Source organism: Shewanella pealeana ATCC 700345, assembly GCF_000018285.1.
GTDB lineage: Bacteria > Pseudomonadota > Gammaproteobacteria > Enterobacterales > Shewanellaceae > Shewanella > Shewanella pealeana.
The window spans coordinates 1,041,570-1,055,442 of the sequence record NC_009901.1 but is presented as its reverse complement, the minus strand read 5'-3'; the positions used below and the strand labels follow the sequence as shown (position 1 = coordinate 1,055,442).

Here is a 13,873-nt window from a genome sequence, read left to right as displayed (position 1 = left end):
TATAGGTCTAATGTGAAGCCAAATTTAACACAACTGCCCTGTAGGCTTGATAAAGTTAAATTATTTGATGACTGGGCGTGAGCGGAAATAGAGTAGACTCGGCATGGCTAGTCCTACCGAAAGTGCACCAAGAATAAATACAGTTTTAAGGCCATTACTGACCACCTGATAAATCAGCTCAGGACTCATATCTGCCTGTGCAGTCAATTGCACTAAGCCTATAACAGTATTAAAAGCATAAGTGCCTGGGATCATAGGAATGATCGCCGCAACGGCATACATCAAAGGCGGAGCTAAATGTTTTTTGGCAAAGGCTATCGTGACGATACCCACTAGGGCCGCGGCTAAGAAAGTTGCCCACTCAATAGGCAAGCCAAAACTTAACCACATGGTACGGCTACCATGCCCCATTGCCGCTGCCATAGCACAATAAGGCAAGAATCGGCGTGGAACATTAAACACCATGGCAAAGCCTATGGCCGGAATGGCAGAGAAAATCGCATCATTGAGCATGGTTAAGATAAGCGTCATCATTAGAACAATCCACCTACCTGCATAGCAATGGTTATACCGATCACTGAGGCTACGGTTAATAAAGTGGCATGCCCCCAGCGAGAGATCCCCACGTTTAGATGGCCTTTTACCATATCTGAGATGGCATTAATCATTGGAAAACCGGGTACTAACATCAACACACTCGCAGCCATAGGCAGTTTAGGCGTATCAGTTAAATCAAACTGGTAACCCGTTTGCGCGACTAGGGTCGTCACAAAGGCAGTGATACTGAAGTTAAGCAACAAGTTAAAATGACGCTTAGCAATAGATAAACGCACAAACATACCAACCGCAGAAGCTAAAAAGGTGATCAAGCAAGCAGCTAAGTCACCACCAAATAGGTGGCAAAAGCTCGCACAAGAAAGGCCTATCATAGGCACGACAAATTTAGCAGGGTAAGTTCTTGGTTGAATGCGACCAACACGTTTACGTACTTCCGATAGGCCGTAAATGCCTTTTTCGGTCAGTAAGCAGATGCGTTGTAATTCACAAATCACGGTCATATTGATACCGTGCTCGCGAATACGTCGTGTCGTTGTGATACAGCGACCGACTGAAAGACTGGTTAATACTAGGGAGTTTGAAGAGATGGATATCTCGACACTTTCTAAACCTAAGGCGTGGCCTAAGCGCTGAGTGATCTCTTCAACGAGATCAGATTCAGCGCCATAAGCTAAAAGAAGTTGAGCAACCCTAACGACTTGACGAGTAATGTCATTTTGCGTTGTAGCGTACACCTTTTCTCAACTTCCCTTTCTGCAAATAATTATCTTTGGTAGATAATCTCTACATCGTAATCATCTTCGTCGAAATCATCATCGAAATCGTCGTTAAAATCTTCGTTAATAGAATCATTTGCATTCTGATGATAGTTATCCCACTTAAATTCGACTTCAGCATCAGCATCAACTTCTTCTTCAGGAGGAAGTGAATCGATAAAGTCTAATAACTTAAGGGCTAACTCAGCAGTACCTTCACGGTTATAAGCAGAAATAGTGTAAATATCACCTTCCCACTCTAACTCTTTAACGATACGGTCAATACGTTCTTGTAGCTCTTCTGGCAACATCAAGTCAGCTTTGTTGATTACTAACCAACGTGGCTTACCCGCAAGCTTAGGAGAGTGCTTTTCAAGCTCAGCAACGATTGCACGAGCAGCTTCAACTGGATCGCTACCATCGATAGGCTCAACGTCCAAAATGTGTAACAACACACGGCAACGTTCTAAATGCTTTAGGAACTGTACACCAAGACCTGCACCATCAGCAGCGCCTTCGATAAGCCCTGGAATATCCGCAATTACAAAGCTCTGACCTGGTCTAGGATTAACAACACCTAGGTTAGGGACCAAAGTGGTAAATGGATAATCGGCAACCTTTGGCTTAGCCTTCGATACAGAGCGAATGAAGGTTGACTTACCCGCATTCGGCATACCAAGTAGGCCTACATCGGCTAACAGTAATAGCTCTAGCTTTAAGCTACGCACTTCACCGTCAGTACCTAAGGTTTTCTGTCTTGGCGCACGGTTAGTACTACTCTTGAAACGAGTATTACCTAGACCATGGAAACCACCTTTAGCCACAAGCAATTTTTGCCCGTGAGTGGTTAAGTCACCAAGTGACTCTTCAGTATCGTTATCGATAGCGCGAGTACCAACCGGCACTTTAAGGATCAAGTCTTCACCGCCGTGACCAGTACAATCACGCCCACGACCATTCTTACCGCGCTCGGCAATATGGAAGCGTTCAAACTGATAAGTGATCAATGTGTTCAAGTTTTCATCGGCTTGTAGATATACACTACCGCCGTCACCACCATCACCACCGTCAGGACCACCATCAGGAACATATTTTTCGCGTCTAAAGCTAACGCAACCACTGCCACCATTTCCGGCTTCTACACGGATAATAGCTTCATCGACAAACTTCATACCAACTCCTGGCACCACAGAATGAAAGAATTATACTCTTAACGATTCTAGTCGCCAAAACACAATTTACTTAATTTTGAAAAAACAAAGCCCCACCAATGGCGGGGCTTATATTAATTATTAGCTTAAGCTAAAAATTAATCTTCGATGCTGATGAACTTACGGTTCTGAGGACCTTTAACTTCAAACTTCACTTTACCATCGGTAAGTGCGAATAAAGTGTGGTCACGACCGATACCAACATTAACACCAGCGTGGAATTTAGTACCACGTTGACGAACGATGATGTTACCAGCTAGAACTGATTCACCGCCGAAGCGCTTTACACCAAGACGTTTACTTTCTGAATCGCGGCCGTTACGAGTAGAACCGCCAGCTTTTTTATGTGCCATGAGTTATTCTCCTAATTAAGCGTTGATAGCTGTAATTTTAACTTCGGTGAACCATTGACGATGGCCCATCTTCTTATCGTGGTGCTTACGACGACGGAACTTAACAATAGTTACCTTGTCTGCACGGCCGTGGCTGATTACTTCAGCAACAACCTTACCACCTTCAACTAAAGGTGCACCTACGTGTACAGTTTCACCATCAGCAACCAAAAGAACTTGGTCAAACTCGATAGTTTCGCCTGTAGCGACTTCTAATTTCTCTAAACGAACTGTATGGCCGGCTTCAACGCGATGTTGCTTGCCGCCACTTTGAAAAACAGCGTACATAGCTATTTTACTCCGATATTCTAACACGCCGCTCAAAACATATATGTTTGATGCAGGGGTGCTATAAAAGCTTTAATGACAATGGTCGCGGAGTTTACGCTAAGAACAGGCTGCTGACAAGCCTTAATTAACTTAGAATAAAAAAAGACCCAAATAACTCTCACATTCATCTACAACTACTGTCTTGTACCGTAAATTTAGGTAGAATCCAATTATTATAACATTTAAGCCTTAATTGAGCTGCAATGTTACTCAGCAGCCAACAAGAACTAGAGCCTACTTATGGATTTAAACGCCATTCGTCAATTGACTGATAGCGATATGCAAGCTGTCAATCAACTGATCTATAAACAACTAGAGTCAGATGTTGCCCTAATTAATCAACTTGGGTTCTACATTATTAACGGTGGCGGTAAACGCTTGCGACCTCTGCTGTCTATTCTAGCAGCTCGTGCCATTGACTATAAAGGTGATTCTCACCTTAAATTGGCCGCCATTATCGAATTCATTCACACTGCGTCACTGTTACACGATGATGTCGTTGATGAGTCGATGTTGCGCCGTGGTAGAAAAACCGCCAATGCCTTATTCGGAAATAGCGCAAGTGTATTAGTCGGTGACTTCCTATACACACGCTCATTCCAGATGATGACAGAGCTTCGTAGCTTAGACGTGCTAGAGATCCTTGCAGACGCAACCAACGTACTAGCAGAGGGTGAAGTCCTACAGTTAATGAACTGTAACGACCCTGACACCACTGAAGATAGCTATATGCGTGTTATCTATTGCAAGACAGCAAAACTGTTTGAGGCGGCTACTCGCCTTGCAGGATTACTCGCTGACAGCCCAATAGAAGTGCAAACGGCGCTAGCTGACTACGGTAAGTATTTGGGCACTGCATTCCAGTTAACCGATGACCTACTCGATTACACCGCAGACACAGAAGAGCTTGGCAAAAACATCGGTGATGACTTAGCCGAAGGTAAGCCAACATTGCCGCTTATTTTTGCAATGGCAAACGGTAATGACACTGAAAAAGCCCTTATCCGTGATGCTATCGAGAAAGGTGACGGTACAGAACATATCGACGTCATTCTCGCCGCACTTAAAAACTGTGGCGCGTTAGAGTATACAGAGCAGCGTGCAATTGAAGAATCAGAAAAAGCAATTGCGGCCTTATCAATTATTCCTGACTCTGATTATAAAAAAGCGCTCATCTCTTTAGCTAAAATTGCGACTCAACGTAGCAATTAGTCAACAAGGCTAAATCAGAAACCAAAAAAGGGAGCCTAGTGGCTCCCTTTTTAATTGCAGCTAATTGATTACTTGACGAAATCAATACCTAGTTGGATATCAGCCTGAAGTGTATCTAGCATCGCATCACGTGCATTTGCTTCAAATGCACTGACTTCACCGTAAGCTAACACTTCTTCGACGCCATTTTTACCTAATACAACAGGTTGTGCGAAGAATTCAGCATGTTCACTGCCACCGTCGACGTAAGCGCACTCAACAACATTAGCTTCACCTTGAAGGCCGCGAACTAATGACAGACCGAAACGGCATGCCGCTTGCCCCATAGAAAGTGTCGCACTACCCCCACCGGCTTTAGCCTCAACAACCTCAGTACCCGCGTTCTGAATACGGGTAGTAAGTGCTGCAACTTCGGCATCAGTAAAGCTTACGCCTTCAACTTGTGAAAGCAGCGGCAGAATAGTCACACCACTATGGCCGCCAATAACTGGCACCTTAACATCAGCAACATTCAAGCCTTTTGCTTCAGCAACAAAAGTTTCAGAGCGGATAACATCAAGGGTTGTCACCCCAAATAAGCGGTTCTTGTCGTAAACACCTGCATTCTTCAATACTTCGGCTGCAATCGCTACAGTTGTATTGACAGGGTTAGTGATAATACCGATTAATGCTTTAGGGCAAGTCGCGGCGCACTTTTCAACTAAGTTACGAACGATACCAGCATTGATGTTAAATAGATCTGAGCGATCCATTCCAGGTTTACGTGCAACGCCAGCAGAGATAAGAACAACATCAGCACCTTCTAGCGCTGCAGTCGGATCTTCACCTGCGAAACCTTTAACTTCAACCGCTGTAGGGATGTGGCTTAGATCAACCGCTACACCAGGTGTCACTGGAGCGATATCATAAAGCGACAATTTTGAACCCGCAGGTAATTGAGTTTTTAACAATAGGGCAAGCGCCTGGCCAATACCACCAGCAGCACCAAGTACAGCAACTTTCATAATTATCTCCGTTAATTCTCGGATTTTGTGACTTAGATCCATCTTCCCAATGCCGCAACAGTACTTGATTCACAAAAAGAATTCAATTATCCCTTAGTCGTGTCCCATATAATCTACAACGCTAATGTAAGACGAAAAACGAAAAAAGCTAGTGAATATCATGCTTACAGAGCTGCAGGCATGATAAATTAGCAAGTTAAAAATTAGAATAATCATTCTAACTTAAGTTACACCATTAAGCCTAAGTGAATCTCTTAATGAATTTTTATTCAGAAAAACGAATACCAATTGACAAAAATGACGAAAATAATCATGATAGTGCAGATTTTTTTGAATAAAGAATAATAATATATGCAAGCTAGTAGAAGCCCAGATGATTTAGTTAAGACTTTCAAATCTATTTTAAAAGAGGAACGATTTGGTTCCCAAAGTGAAATAGTTAACGCCCTACAAGCTGAGGGCTTTAGCAATATCAACCAATCTAAAGTATCTCGTATGCTAAGCAAGTTTGGTGCGGTTAGAACCCGTAACGCTAAACAAGAGATGGTTTATTGCCTCCCAGCAGAGCTAGGCGTGCCTACTGCTGGCAGCCCGCTTAAAAACCTAGTACTAGATGTTGACCATAACCAGTCTATGATTGTTGTCAGAACCAGCCCTGGCGCTGCACAATTAATCGCTCGTCTACTTGATTCAATAGGTAAGCCTGAAGGTATTTTAGGTACCATTGCTGGTGATGATACGATTTTCATCTGCCCATCTAGTATCCATAGTATTGAAGACACATTAGAAACGGTTAAGTCATTATTTAATTACGCCGACTAAGCTCATGCTTTAATCATTAGCTTAAGCGACGGACTATCTGCACCAAAAATGCCGTAACCCAAGGGCTACGGCATTTTGTCTTTTATCTCCACCTAGATGTACGACTCCCCTTTCTCGTGTGTTCTCCCAAGCCATCACTCAGCTTAACGCTCCCTGTATGAAACAGCATGATTTATACAATATATTGAATAGCTGCTTCTCTCTTGAGCAATAATCGTTATAATCCTAAGCGACAGTATTGTTAGTCGAGGGGAATAATAAGTATGAGTAATATAATAAATATCAATGATATATGCTGGGAACCTTGGCAGCATGAAGATAAATATGCCAGTGAGCAAAAACACTTAGGTGACGCGGCTGGCGGCGAAAAAATCGGTGTGACCATGGAGCGATTAGCGCCAGGTAAGTCTTCAGCGGTATCGCATTACCACACTAAAGAAGAAGAGCACATCTATGCCATGCATGGAGAAGCAACGCTTTATATCGACGATGAGCCTCACTCCTTTAGCCAAGGAGAGTATATCTGCTTCAATGCTGATACCGGCATTTCTCACAAACTCGTCAACCATAGCGATAAAGACTTTGTGTTTCTTGTCGTCGGAAACCGAGACATTCACGACGTAGTCGTATATCCAGAAACCAACAAGGTACTGGTAAAATCTGTCAACGAAATTTACGCTCGACGCACCACTAACTATTGGGATAAAGACGAAGTTGATAGCGAATAATTTTCACTATTACTCCCAATAAAAAACGCACCTTAACGTGCGTTTTTTTATTGTTCAAATAAGCGAGCCTATTAGCCGTTGACTGAGATCATAAAATCTAGAGAAGGCGCGAAGAATGATGAGCCCGTTAGCGCTTGAGTGAAATGCAATAAATGATCGTGATTTCCCTCATTGTCACCGTGCACCATGCTCTCTAACATCTTCTCGAAATGTACTGAATTACGACAAGTAGAGATAAACATCAAACCTTGCTCTTTAACTGAACCGTAAGGCATGCTCTGCCTTAGGATCTCCATCGATTTACCTTCGCTATCTTTAAGATTAACACGCTTAATATGGCTCGTCAGCGGTTTGTCCGCCGAGGCATATTCGATATTATCGGACTTGGTGCGACCCACTATATCTTCTTGCTTCTTAACTGGAAGTCGATTCCATTTACTCAAGTTATGAGCAAACTTTTGCACATGAATATAACTACCACCTTTAAATGGGCTATCTTCATCGCCAATCAAGGCCACTTCTTGTCTGCTGCGCCCTTTAGGGTTTTCAGTGCCATCGACAAAGCCCGTTAGGTCGCGCGAATCGAGGAACCTAAAGCCACGCTCTTCGTCTACAAGCTCTACTAAGCCTTCAAACATTTGGCAAACTTCATTAGCGACTAAGTGTAAAATATCAAAACGGTCACAACGGACTTGCACGAACAAGTCATACTCGATAGCTGGCGCATCTCGATTATCACGATTCATAGCAGGGAAAGGCTTTAGCTGACTTGGTCGAGCATCGGGGTATAAGGTGTCCCAGTAGTTTGCACCAATTGCGACAAAACCGTTAAATGCACTATCAGAATATTGATCTGCCAATTCAAAGATGTATTGCGCGACATTGGCAACACAAGGACGCATGTCAGACTCGACACTCTCATTAGCATTAAACATTAAATAGACACTGTGCAAGTTTCCTTCTGCACATACTCCAAGCTGTTCACGAGGCATAACCTGACTATCCATTATTATATGTAACCCTTTCTCTTAATTAATATTCGGCATTATTATCTATAACTTTAGTTATTAATATCATTAACTGACGCACAATAACTAGAATTTGTAGCAAATTCCTTAAGGAACCACTGAATTTAATGCCAGCGACTATACATTGTTCCCGCCTTCTATCGGCTATCATCCAGTTCTGACCATCTGGAAATCACATAAAATTATTTTAAAACAAGACCAAACTATGATTCTTACACTCGATAGCGACCCGCTGACCGACTAAAAAATCAAGCTCTGAACTGTGTATATCAAGCATATTATCGGCTACTTGAACCTGATATTGGCAGATATTACCTAAGAAGCGGCGGCTAATGACCTCTCCTATCCCCCCAGTATCGGCCTTCAATAAAAGCTGTTGTGGCCTTAACAATACTTCAACCTGGCTTTGTATGGGTAAATTGAGCTCGGACTCACTCTCTATCTCACCTACTGCGGTAACGATACGGTGACCATCAAGTACCCTCGCCTCTAAATAATTTCCGGCACCTAGAAAGTCTGCCACATACTTATCAGAAGGCGCAGAATACAAACTTTCCGCTTCGCCGCACTGTACGATTTGACCTTGGTTAAACAGCGCTAACTTATCAGCAAAGACAAAGGCCTCATCTTTACTGTGAGTCACAAAAACCGCACTTACATTATGCTTCTTTAAGATATCCCGGATCTCTAGCATCATCTCTCGGCGTACCTTGGCGTCAATATTAGAGAAAGGCTCATCTAATAGCAGCACTTCGGGCTCATAGGCTAGTGCCCTTGCAATAGATACCCTCTGTTGCTGTCCGCCTGAAAGCTCATGAGGATAACGTTTAGCTAACCCATCAAGCTTTACTAGGGAGAGCATCTCTTGTAAACGCGCCCGCCTTACGGCTTTATCGCGTGTAACTACGCCAAATAGAATATTTTCAGCAACGGTTAAATGAGGAAACAATGCATAATCTTGAAAAATCATCCCAACACCACGCTGCTCACTGGCAATAAAACAACTATCATCCGCAACGACTCTATCGTTTATAGTGATACTACCGTGACTTATCGCCTGCAGCCCAGCAATAGCCCGTAATAAGGTGGTCTTGCCGCAACCGCTAGGGCCTAAGAGAGCGACTATCTCTCCCTTTTCTACAGTGAGATCTAGGCCCTTTAGCACCTGTTGTCCTTGGTAGTCGCTAAACACTTGCTTAACTTGTAAAGTGGCCATATTAATTATCCTGCTCCAAGGAACGGTTAAGGTAGATAAGTGGAACTAAGCCGACGAGTACTATTACGATGGCGGCTAACGCACCGTGTTCGAGCTGTTCGTCCGACACAAATTGGAATACATAAGTCGCCAAGTTTTCAAAGCCTATTGGCCTTAAGAGCAATGCTGCTGGCAGCTCCTTCATACATTCAATAAACACCAGCAGTAATCCAGCAAAGATACCTTTTCTAAGAAGAGGTATATGTACCCACCTTAAAAGACCTAATGGTTTAAGACCCATAGTGATCCCCGCCATATCCAGCGATGGCGAGATGCGTTTATAACTGTTCTCAATACTGCCTATCGCAATAGCAGCAAAGCGGATCGTAAAGGCACAGACAATAATGAAGCTACTGCCGGTTAAGATAAGCCCTGGGCCCTGAAAACCAAGGTATTCAACCAGATCATTGATGGCAAAATCGAGCCGAGTAAAAGGCACTAAAATGCCGATAGCTAATACAGTGCCGGGTAATGCATAGCCCGTTGAGGCCAATCTAGAAGGGAGTATATCTGCGCGCCTTGGGCTAATGCGGCGAATAAACATCAGCACAATACCGATAGCCACACAGATGACGCTCACTAGCATAGAGATCCATAAGCTATTAAAACTGTATTCAAAAAACTCTTCATTCCAGCTTTCGGAAAAATAACCATAGGCGTATTGCAGCAAGATAATAAAAGGTAACAGGAAGGCTAGAGTCAAAAGAGCGCCACAGTAGGTCGTTGCCGCAAATGCCTTCAAACCAGACAGTGGATAAATATCGAGTTCTCCCGGTGTCGATTGCTTCTGAAATAGCTTTTGCTTACGCCTCGCGAATCGCTCAAAACCCACCATGGCAAAAATAACTAATAACATAATAGTGGAAAGCTTTGCCGCCGCCGTTAAGCTGCCATATTCAAACCAAGTATCGTAAACCGCCGTGGTCAATGTCGGCACAGCAAAGTAACTCACAGTCGCAAAATCCGCCGCGGTTTCCATCGCCACTAGGGCCGCGCCGACTGCCAATGCAGGCCTAGCCATCGGCAGACTTAGACGCCAAAAGCTTTTCCATGGGCCGCAACCCATCACGCGCGTAGCCTGACTCAAACTAGCTGACTGCTCCATAAAAGCGGTGCGGGCTAACAGATAAATATAGGGGAACAGCACTAGCGCTAACATGATGGATGCGCCGCCTAATGAGCGCACCTCGGGGAAGAAGTAATCTTGAGGAGTCTGCCAGCCAAAAAAGCTGCGTAGTGCTCCCTGTACGGGGCCAGCATAATCAAACAGATCCGTGTAAACATAGGCGACCACATAAGCGGGCATGGCTAATGGCAGTAACAGTGCCCACTGAAAGATTTGACGTCCAGGAAACTGACACTTAGCCACAAGCCAAGCAGCTGGAACAGCAATGAATAATGAGCCAACGACAACCCAAAGCATCAACCACAGACTGTTACTGATGTAGGTGGGTAAAACCGTATTAAACAGATGGCCAAATACAGCTTCATCGGGCAAGAACGACTGAACGATTAACGCAATAAGTGGCATTATGATAAATAACGCCAAGGTGTAACCCGCAACAGACCAGCCTTTAGCTAAGCCTAAAACCATAAGATTAACTACCTAAAAATAAACATCCGTGTACTTTGATAAAAACAAGAAAACCTATCTAACGATAGGTTAACTTAAATATTTGTAAGCCGAGCTAACGCATTAACTTCTGAGCGCTATTCTAAGCTTAGCCCCATTAGGTTAGCTCAACCTTAAGTTATCACGAGTCTTTGGCTAGAGATCAAACTTAACTTCATCGAGTAACTTAATCGCTGCGCCATGATATTCAGCCAACTTGTAAATCGGTAGGTCGTCGGCTTTAAACTCTCCCCAAGAAGCGACGAGTTCTGACGGCTGAACGTCGGCTTTAACAGGGTATTCAAAATTTACTTCTGCATAAGCTTGCTGGGCCTTATTACCAGATAAATACTCCATCAACTGAAGCGCTAAAGCTTGATTCTTAGAATGTTTAGCCAATGCCATACCGGATACGTTGATATGTGAGCCACGATTATCTTGGTTAGGGAAGTTAATCTCTATCGCATCGGCCCACTGCTTTTGATCTGGGTTTTGTAACATCTTACCTAAGTAATAGCTGTTACCGACTGCTAAGTCACATAAGCCTTCGCTTACAGCTTTAACCTGTGCTCTATCATTACCCTGTGGTTTTCTAGCTAAGTTTGCCTTCCAACCCTCAAGCCATGTTTTAGTTTCTTGCTCTCCATAATGAGCAATCATAGAAGCAACTAGAGAAACGTTATAGGGATGTTTACCACTGCGAGTACAGATCTTGCCCTTGTACTTAGGGTCAGCTAAATCTTCGTAGTTGATGTCGAGCTTGCCAAGACGGTCTTTTGAAGAATAGATATTGCGTACTCGCATGGTTAGCGCATACCACTCATCGTCTGGTGAGCGATATTTTGCAGGAATATTTTGCTTGAGAATGTCACTACTCGCTGGTACGACTAAATCCTTTTCAACTAACTCCATCAAGCGATAAAAGTCAGAAGTCAGTACGATATCGGCTTTAGACAATCGTCCTTCACGTACCATACGCTCGGCGATCCCCTTCTTAGAGAAGACGACATCAACTTTTACACCAGTCTCTTTAGTAAAGTTCTCTAAGATAGGATCGATCAAAAAGGCTTGTCGGTAGGAATAAACTGTTAATCTATCAGCAGCATTGGCTATAGATGCAAAACAAGCCAGTCCTATCACAGCTAGACTCTTTACCATTTTCATTACTCTTCTCCCTTAACAAGTGTCCGAATCACCAGATACAACTGATAATAATTCTCAATTGCGACAAGAGTAATAAAAACTCACATAAACAGCAAGCATTTGTCACAGCTTCAACCCAAAATAGACAAGTCATCAAACTTAAGCAAATACTTAACTTACATAGGGTTAGCTAATATTTAATGTATAACGGCCTGCGATAAAGTCTAAACCTAACCTCATCTATCATTAATCCACTTGATGTAGGCTAAAGCCGAATGAGATAGGCCATACTATTCAGCATCTGAAAAATGCCAAGCCTGCAACAGCCATATCACTTTACCAATACCTCTCAACGGTAACTTGACCCGGAGCACGGCGAAGATTTTTCACTAATCCTCTATCTTGTAACACCTGCTGTGATTGGGTAATCATCTCCGGATTGCCACAAATCATCACTTGCGAAATTTCAGGACTAAGCTTTAAGCCTACTTTAGCTTCTAGCTCTCCGGAGATAATAGCATCGGGGATCCGAGTAGACAAAGCGCCCCTAAGCTCTTCACGCGTCACAGAAAGCACCAGTTTGAACTGCTCAGGATAGCTTGCTTCATATTGCTTAAGATGCTCGAGATAAGCTAAGTCTTCAATTTTACGCACCCCATAGACCAAGACTACTTTCTCATAGGAGAGCCAAGGCTCACTGGTATCCATCATAGAGATGAATGGCCCAACCGCCGTGCCAGTGGCTAAAAACCATAGGTGCTTGCCTCTATGCTCTTCTTTAGGTAATTCGTCTAAGGTCATAAAGCCGGTCGCTTTGGTAGCAACGTCTATAGTGTCACCGACCTTAAGTTCTTGCAGGTTCGGTGATAACAGTCCCTCTTCAACAGCCACAGCTAACACTTCTATATAGTCACTTCCCGGAGGGTTAACTAATGAGTAAGCTCGGCCAATTCGTTTATCATCCACAACCTGACTGAGCTTAATAAACTGTCCTGCAGTAAAGTGTCCAATATCGACGCTAATCTTTAGCGAAAATAATTTATCGTTCCAGTCTCGCTTCTCTATGACCCGACCTTCAATCCACATAGCACCTCCTAAAACAGCTGACTGAATATGAACAATTAAACTTACATTAGCTTTTATTTCATATTCAGAAAGAATAGTCTAGCCAACAGACAAGTTAGTATTATCGGAGTGCACTTATGAGATGGCAGCTAAAATCAATCGCAGTCGTTATGCTGGGGCAGCTACTATTCATTACCAGCTTAGCCAGTGGTGCCCAGCCTATTAACTCCGGAGTCATTGACGCTATAAGCACTTCCCAAACGAAGATTGTGGTACTCGTTAGGCATGCTGAAAAAATTGAAGAGGGCAGTCGTAACCCAATATTGACTGAAGCGGGACAACAAAGAGCGCTAGCGTTGAGTGAAGCGCTGAAACCACTCGAACTCTCTCAGCTTATCGCTTCTAACTATCAACGAACCCAATTGACCTTAGATCCCATTGCTAGCCAAAGAAAGCTCCCGGTAATTATTGCCGATACTCAGTTTGGAACGGAGGCTCATGTAGCTTCAGTGGTCACTCTAGTGAATCAAACTTCGGGCAACAGCCTGATTGCCGGACACTCCAACACTGTCCCACTTATCATTAAGGCGTTAGGCGGGCCGATTATCCCGGCAATTGATGAGGCTCAATATGGGACTCTATATCTACTTTCTATCGCTAAATCTGGAGAGATAACTCTGACTCAGAGCCACTTTGGGAAAAGGGTTATTTCAACTTCTACACATGATTAATTTGACGTAATAAGTAGCAGTGAGGGA

At 43.5% G+C, this 13,873-nt stretch carries 15 protein-coding genes; 4 read left to right on the top strand and 11 right to left on the bottom strand.

Features of this window, described 5'->3' with window-relative positions; all coding sequences use genetic code 11:
- Nucleotides 1–60: 60 nt before the first annotated feature.
- The 5 genes from SPEA_RS04485 to rplU form a co-directional block, all read right to left on the bottom strand.
- Nucleotides 61–534 (bottom strand): threonine/serine exporter family protein, encoded by a 474-nt coding sequence (locus tag SPEA_RS04485; protein WP_012154117.1) that lies wholly within the window; start codon nucleotides 532–534, stop codon nucleotides 61–63.
- On the bottom strand, nucleotides 534–1,292 hold the full coding sequence (locus SPEA_RS04480) for a threonine/serine exporter family protein (protein WP_012154116.1): 759 nt from the start codon (nucleotides 1,290–1,292) through the stop codon (nucleotides 534–536). The genes SPEA_RS04485 and SPEA_RS04480 overlap by 1 nt, the downstream gene beginning before the upstream one ends.
- Before the next feature lie 29 nt (nucleotides 1,293–1,321).
- On the bottom strand, nucleotides 1,322–2,485 hold the full coding sequence (gene cgtA / locus SPEA_RS04475) for an Obg family GTPase CgtA (RefSeq protein ID WP_012154115.1): 1,164 nt from the start codon (nucleotides 2,483–2,485) through the stop codon (nucleotides 1,322–1,324).
- Nucleotides 2,486–2,622: 137 nt separating this feature from the next.
- Entirely contained in the window at nucleotides 2,623–2,877 is a 255-nt protein-coding gene (gene rpmA, locus SPEA_RS04470; RefSeq protein ID WP_012154114.1) for a 50S ribosomal protein L27, read from the bottom strand.
- Nucleotides 2,878–2,892: 15 nt separating this feature from the next.
- Nucleotides 2,893–3,204 (bottom strand): 50S ribosomal protein L21, encoded by a 312-nt coding sequence (gene rplU / locus SPEA_RS04465; protein ID WP_012154113.1) that lies wholly within the window; start codon nucleotides 3,202–3,204, stop codon nucleotides 2,893–2,895.
- A gap of 282 nt (nucleotides 3,205–3,486) precedes the next feature.
- Here rplU and ispB point away from each other — a divergent pair, with 282 nt between their 5' ends.
- Complete coding sequence (ispB, locus tag SPEA_RS04460) at nucleotides 3,487–4,458, top strand: octaprenyl diphosphate synthase (RefSeq protein ID WP_012154112.1); 972 nt, start codon at nucleotides 3,487–3,489, stop codon at nucleotides 4,456–4,458.
- Nucleotides 4,459–4,526: 68 nt separating this feature from the next.
- Here the strand turns inward: ispB and mdh are convergent, their stop codons facing one another.
- Nucleotides 4,527–5,462, bottom strand: coding sequence for a malate dehydrogenase (gene mdh / locus SPEA_RS04455; protein ID WP_012154111.1), 936 nt, complete (start codon nucleotides 5,460–5,462; stop codon nucleotides 4,527–4,529).
- A gap of 351 nt (nucleotides 5,463–5,813) precedes the next feature.
- Between mdh and argR the strand changes: the two genes are divergently transcribed.
- Both argR and SPEA_RS04445 read left to right on the top strand, forming a co-directional pair.
- Nucleotides 5,814–6,284 (top strand): transcriptional regulator ArgR, encoded by a 471-nt coding sequence (gene argR, locus SPEA_RS04450; RefSeq protein WP_012154110.1) that lies wholly within the window; start codon nucleotides 5,814–5,816, stop codon nucleotides 6,282–6,284.
- 263 nt (nucleotides 6,285–6,547) lie between these two features.
- A complete protein-coding gene (locus SPEA_RS04445) occupies nucleotides 6,548–7,012 on the top strand; it encodes a cupin domain-containing protein (protein ID WP_012154109.1) in 465 nt (154 codons plus the stop codon).
- A gap of 71 nt (nucleotides 7,013–7,083) precedes the next feature.
- Here the strand turns inward: SPEA_RS04445 and SPEA_RS04440 are convergent, their stop codons facing one another.
- From SPEA_RS04440 to SPEA_RS04420, 5 genes are all read right to left on the bottom strand, one after another.
- The gene (locus tag SPEA_RS04440; protein WP_012154108.1) at nucleotides 7,084–8,019 is read right to left on the bottom strand and encodes a Dyp-type peroxidase; all 936 of its coding nucleotides are present in this window, start codon (nucleotides 8,017–8,019) and stop codon (nucleotides 7,084–7,086) included.
- Nucleotides 8,020–8,227: 208 nt separating this feature from the next.
- Nucleotides 8,228–9,256 carry an ABC transporter ATP-binding protein gene (locus SPEA_RS04435; protein WP_012154107.1) on the bottom strand — a complete coding sequence of 343 codons (1,029 nt, stop codon included), beginning with the start codon at nucleotides 9,254–9,256 and terminating at the stop codon, nucleotides 8,228–8,230.
- Nucleotide 9,257: 1 nt separating this feature from the next.
- Nucleotides 9,258–10,889 carry an ABC transporter permease gene (locus SPEA_RS04430; protein ID WP_012154106.1) on the bottom strand — a complete coding sequence of 544 codons (1,632 nt, stop codon included), beginning with the start codon at nucleotides 10,887–10,889 and terminating at the stop codon, nucleotides 9,258–9,260.
- A gap of 174 nt (nucleotides 10,890–11,063) precedes the next feature.
- Nucleotides 11,064–12,071 carry a Fe(3+) ABC transporter substrate-binding protein gene (locus SPEA_RS04425; RefSeq protein WP_012154105.1) on the bottom strand — a complete coding sequence of 336 codons (1,008 nt, stop codon included), beginning with the start codon at nucleotides 12,069–12,071 and terminating at the stop codon, nucleotides 11,064–11,066.
- A 315-nt stretch (nucleotides 12,072–12,386) separates the two neighbouring features.
- Nucleotides 12,387–13,136: a ferredoxin--NADP reductase gene (locus tag SPEA_RS04420; RefSeq protein ID WP_012154104.1), complete on the bottom strand. Its 750-nt coding sequence runs from the start codon at nucleotides 13,134–13,136 to the stop codon at nucleotides 12,387–12,389.
- 116 nt (nucleotides 13,137–13,252) lie between these two features.
- Here SPEA_RS04420 and SPEA_RS04415 point away from each other — a divergent pair, with 116 nt between their 5' ends.
- On the top strand, nucleotides 13,253–13,846 hold the full coding sequence (locus tag SPEA_RS04415; protein ID WP_012154103.1) for a histidine phosphatase family protein: 594 nt from the start codon (nucleotides 13,253–13,255) through the stop codon (nucleotides 13,844–13,846).
- The last annotated feature ends 27 nt before the right edge of the window (nucleotides 13,847–13,873 follow it).

Excerpts from the sequence above, each read along its gene's own strand:
- SPEA_RS04425 (WP_012154105.1), bottom strand. The coding sequence starts at position 12,071 with ATGAAAATGGTAAAGAGTCTAGCTGTGATAGGACTGGCTTGTTTTGCA.
- SPEA_RS04430 (WP_012154106.1), bottom strand. The coding sequence starts at position 10,889 with ATGGTTTTAGGCTTAGCTAAAGGCTGGTCTGTTGCGGGTTACACCTTG.
- argR (WP_012154110.1), top strand. The coding sequence starts at position 5,814 with ATGCAAGCTAGTAGAAGCCCAGATGATTTAGTTAAGACTTTCAAATCT.
- ispB (WP_012154112.1), top strand. The coding sequence starts at position 3,487 with ATGGATTTAAACGCCATTCGTCAATTGACTGATAGCGATATGCAAGCT.
- SPEA_RS04485 (WP_012154117.1), bottom strand. The coding sequence starts at position 534 with ATGATGACGCTTATCTTAACCATGCTCAATGATGCGATTTTCTCTGCC.
- mdh (WP_012154111.1), bottom strand. The coding sequence starts at position 5,462 with ATGAAAGTTGCTGTACTTGGTGCTGCTGGTGGTATTGGCCAGGCGCTT.
- SPEA_RS04445 (WP_012154109.1), top strand. The coding sequence starts at position 6,548 with ATGAGTAATATAATAAATATCAATGATATATGCTGGGAACCTTGGCAG.
- rpmA (WP_012154114.1), bottom strand. The coding sequence starts at position 2,877 with ATGGCACATAAAAAAGCTGGCGGTTCTACTCGTAACGGCCGCGATTCA.
- cgtA (WP_012154115.1), bottom strand. The coding sequence starts at position 2,485 with ATGAAGTTTGTCGATGAAGCTATTATCCGTGTAGAAGCCGGAAATGGT.
- SPEA_RS04420 (WP_012154104.1), bottom strand. The coding sequence starts at position 13,136 with ATGTGGATTGAAGGTCGGGTCATAGAGAAGCGAGACTGGAACGATAAA.
- SPEA_RS04415 (WP_012154103.1), top strand. The coding sequence starts at position 13,253 with ATGAGATGGCAGCTAAAATCAATCGCAGTCGTTATGCTGGGGCAGCTA.
- SPEA_RS04435 (WP_012154107.1), bottom strand. The coding sequence starts at position 9,256 with ATGGCCACTTTACAAGTTAAGCAAGTGTTTAGCGACTACCAAGGACAA.
- rplU (WP_012154113.1), bottom strand. The coding sequence starts at position 3,204 with ATGTACGCTGTTTTTCAAAGTGGCGGCAAGCAACATCGCGTTGAAGCC.
- SPEA_RS04440 (WP_012154108.1), bottom strand. The coding sequence starts at position 8,019 with ATGGATAGTCAGGTTATGCCTCGTGAACAGCTTGGAGTATGTGCAGAA.